The sequence below is a fragment of the Shewanella sp. Sh95 genome, from assembly GCF_001308045.1.
Lineage (GTDB): Bacteria > Pseudomonadota > Gammaproteobacteria > Enterobacterales > Shewanellaceae > Shewanella > Shewanella xiamenensis.
On sequence record NZ_LGYY01000050.1, the window covers coordinates 1 to 2980 of the forward strand.

Below are 2980 nucleotides of genomic sequence, written 5' to 3' on the forward strand. Positions count from 1 at the left end.
CTTAGCTTTCCACTGGGCGATAGCGTCCTCATCAATCCAGAAGGTAAGTGAGCCACGATTAATTAAGGCTTGATTGTATTGCTTCCAGTTAGTTGTTTTATAGCGAGGTTTTGACACGATTGATGGGTGAGTTGATAGGCTATGCCGATCAGATCACCAGCTATGGTTTTAGTTCAACTGATTTAGGAAACAAAGCCGTTTCGGCATCAATACCTGGCGTAGTTAATAGGAATTTACAAGGATCAACGAAATATTGGCCTTTTTCATAGCCCTCGAAGGAGTGCCATTTTTGTCCGGGTTCAAACTCGAAGAAACGTAAATCATCGGCCATTTGTTCAGTTTGATAATCCTGCCATGGGCGCCCCTCGATCATACTTGGGATAAATGGCTTGATATATTTACATTTTTTAAGCAGTAACTTACGCGCTTCAATACCGGCTTTGACCGCTTCACGCCACAGATAACGGCCGCTGGCGCCTTCGTGCATCTTAGCGTTCACATCCAATGCGGCAAACAGCGGATAGAAGGGGCTGGTAGAAGCGTGCATCATAAAGGCGTTGTTGAAGCGTTTATGGTTGCAGTATCTGGCTTGGCCTTTGATATGTTTATCTTTTTTGTGAATTTGCGAGGTTTGTGAGAACCCAGCCTGCTGTTTGTGCACTGACTGAGTCACGATAATACCGGGATCGTCAGGTGTCAGTTCCAGCAGCAGTGGCGAGCAGTCGTTCATCATAGGAATAAACTGTTCATAGCCAACCCAAGCCGAGTCAAACAGGATGTAATCACATAGATGACCAATACGATCAACCACTTGGCGAGCGTTGTAGATAGTGCCGTCGTAGGTGCCGAGTTGGATAATCGCTAAACGGAATGGCCGTTGTTCATCGGCTCGTTCTGGTGCAACTTCGCGAATTTGTTCCCTTAAATAAGCTTCTTGGAAGCAGTGGGCGTCGATACCGCCAATAAAACCGAAGGGGTTACGGGCAGTTTCTAAGTAAATCGGTGTTGCGCCCGCTTGAATTAACGCGCCATGATGGTTGGATTTGTGGTTATTACGGTCGAATAATACCAAGTCACCCTTCGCTAGCAGTGCGTTGGTCGCCACTTTGTTTGAAGAAGAAGTGCCGTTAAGCACAAAGTAGGTTTTATCGGCGTTAAATACCTTCGCCGCGTATTTTTGTGCATCCAGCGGTGCACCTTCGTGGATTAATAGATCGCCGAGTTTAACGTCGGCATTACACATATCTGAGCGGAAAATGGTTTCGCCAAAGAAATCGAAAAATTGGCGACCCACAGGATGTTTACGGAAAAATTGACCACCCTGATGGCCTGGACAGGCAAAGGTGGAGTTACCCATTTCCACGTATTTTTTCAGTGTGCCAAAGAAAGGTGGTAGTAGGGCTTGCTCATATTTTTGGACGGCGGTTTCGACCTGTTTTCCATAGAAATCGGTATTGCTACCGCAGAGTTCAAATACCCCGGTAATCGAGGAGCAAATATCATCTGGGAAGGTTTCTTCACAGCAAACGGATACGAAAATAGGCAGTTTTAATCCGGTATTTTTAATTTTTTCAACAATACCATTTTTAACATCATCAACAGAAACTACAGCCGCGCCCACATCGCAAAAATCTGTGGTTAATACATTGACGACTTCTCTGTCTATTTCAAAACATGATCTAACAGATAAACTGGCGGCAACTTTTAATGATTTCATCGTTAATTTCCCTTTTACTTTAAAAAGTTTTGGATACAACTTGACCTATACCTAATTAAAAATATTAATGGTATTAAATTAGATATGGCTATTCCGTGTGCAGATATGATGAAGCTATAAGTCGTCCAAGAATAAATAGAGGCTTTGTTTCCTAATAGTGAAATCCAATGTTTTTCGGGTTTAAATCAAAATAATATTCTGATTACAGATAAACGACTGACGATGAAACAAGGGTTTTAAGCACCATACTGGCGCTCAGGAAGCACTCTGTAGTTATTTGTGCTTTTAGGAAACAAAGCCATAAATAGATAGATTTATTCAAAATGAATGACTTAGCCGCAGCGTTACTGCACGAGCAAAAGAATGCTTTGATTTAGGTGCGAGATAATAAACCTGAAAAAAAACAGTACGATAAGTGTATGCGCTTACGAGGGCAATACCACTTTAGACCTGTTAATTGGTCTACTACCTACGCGAAGATTAGCGAAGGAAGATAAATGAATGGTCGAAGTAATCACGTTGGCTAGGCATCATGATATGTCTAGTACGTCGGATATGTGCCATGATTTTAGATTTCCTCTTCATATACAACTCCATTATGAAATTCGAGAAAATTATTAATTCGTTTTATTACGTCATGGAGTTTATCTAGGTGTTGCCAATAAAAATATGATCGGTGTCTTATTTTTAATTAACTGTAATTATTTATTGCAATAAGTTTTATCTGTGTAATTACAGTCAATCATCCTTAAGTATCATTATCTAAATAACGAAAGTAAATATTGTCAGTTTATTTTTAAAATTAAAAATGCATAAATTTATAAATAATAAATATCTAATTACGCGCAAACTACAGTATTAATTTGCTTGGTGATTTATAGGGTACGCCATCCTTGCATAAAAATGCAGATGAAGTCTTTACAAAATCACTTGAGTGCTTAAATATGACAAAAAGTCGACACTTTTTCTCAATTTTGAGCATTTAGGGAAGAAAATTGGCGTTTTGAGGCAGGTTTGCCACTTAAGACTGACGTAAATTAGCGGTGTTACGTACTGAAGAATCCCCTGATGATTTACAAATAAATCATCAAATTAGGGTGGAAGCGCATCTTGTTGCATGATCAAATGGTTTCGCCAAAAACTACACTTGGACAACAAGATGCGCGAAGCCAATATCCTACAACATTCTTTACACCAATACTGCCCAGAACTTCACCTAAAACGATTAAACAGCTTGATGCTGGCCTCTAAGGCACTGATTGA

The 2980-nt window shown here is 40.2% G+C and carries 2 pseudogenes; both read right to left on the reverse strand.

Annotated elements, in window-relative coordinates:
* Nucleotides 1–117, reverse strand: a pseudogene (locus tag AEA42_RS22115) (IS5/IS1182 family transposase); the annotation flags it as partial.
* A 79-nt stretch (nucleotides 118–196) separates the two neighbouring features.
* Nucleotides 197–1717, reverse strand: a pseudogene (speC, locus tag AEA42_RS04275) (ornithine decarboxylase); the annotation flags it as partial.
* Nucleotides 1718–2980 lie beyond the last annotated feature (1263 nt).